Raw genomic sequence first — 283 nt, 5'->3', positions numbered from 1 at the left:
CTGCTTGGGTAGCGGATTTGGCAGGCTATTCTCTGTTGGTAGCGGGTGTTGCAATAGGCTAAGCTGCTGCCATTTTGCTATGAAAAATGATTGAGTTTGTTGGCTGATACTCGGTAATAATCTGTCAAATACGAATAATAGCATCAGCAATACTGCGGCCTTGATAAGTACGCTAATTGCACGGCTGATAAACGTAGAATTTGGTTGTTCGTGATTGCCATCTGGTCGCATCGACATCTCTTTGTCTTGTTATTGCTTTCACTAATATTATATAGATATTACC

General features: G+C 41.0%; 1 pseudogene. It reads right to left on the bottom strand.

What is annotated here, in order from left to right:
* Nucleotides 1-237: pseudogene (locus AAEY72_RS14555) on the bottom strand (M23 family metallopeptidase); the annotation flags it as partial.
* Between the last annotated feature and the right edge of the window lie 46 nt (nt 238-283).

Origin of the sequence: Psychrobacter sp. W2-37-MNA-CIBAN-0211, assembly GCF_040309405.1 — a bacterium.
GTDB classification, from domain to species: Bacteria; Pseudomonadota; Gammaproteobacteria; order Pseudomonadales; family Moraxellaceae; genus Psychrobacter; species Psychrobacter glaciei.
This window is presented reverse-complemented; position numbering and strand designations above follow the sequence as displayed.